1 pseudogene is annotated in these 734 nt (G+C 47.3%); it reads left to right on the plus strand.

The window, feature by feature from the left end:
* Positions 1–734, plus strand: a pseudogene (locus AN944_RS20990) (hypothetical protein); the annotation flags it as partial.

Genomic DNA, 734 nt, shown 5'->3' on the forward strand with positions numbered 1-734 from the left:
ACTTACTCTGTCGATAACGTCGACCTATCTACACTTGTGGATGGCGACATCACAGTTGTTGCAACTGCAACCGACAGCAACGGTAATGATTTATCGGCCAACGACACTGAAAATCTTGATGCTGTTGATGCTGAGCTAACAGTAGACTTAGTGATTGATGCATCTAACCAAGGTGATATCACTGGTACTAGTCAGGATATTCCAGCAGGTGGCACGGTCACTCTGGTTATCACCGATATTGCGGGCACTGCAATTACCATCACTGATGTAGCAGTAAACGCGGACGGCACTTACTCTGTTGATAATGTTGACCTCTCTACACTTGTGGATGGCGACATTACAGTGGTTGCAACCGCAACTGACAGCAACGGTAACGACCTGTCTGCCAACGACACTGAAAACCTTGATGCTGTTGATGCTGAACTAACTGTAGACTTAGTGATTGATGCGTCGAACCAAGGTGACATCACTGGTACTAGTCAGGATATTCCAGCAGGCGGCACGGTCACTCTGGTTATCACCGATATTGCGGGCACAACAATTACCATCACAGATGTGGCAGTAAATGCAGATGGCACTTACTCTGTTGATAATGTTGACCTCTCTACACTTGTGGATGGCGACATCACAGTGGTGGCAACCGCGACTGACAGCAACGGCAATGACCTGTCTGCCAACGACACTGAAAACCTTGATGCTGTTGATGCTGAGCTAACAGTAGACTTAGTGATTGA

Source organism: Shewanella sp. P1-14-1 (assembly GCF_001401775.1).
Taxonomy (GTDB): Bacteria; Pseudomonadota; Gammaproteobacteria; order Enterobacterales; family Shewanellaceae; genus Shewanella; species Shewanella japonica.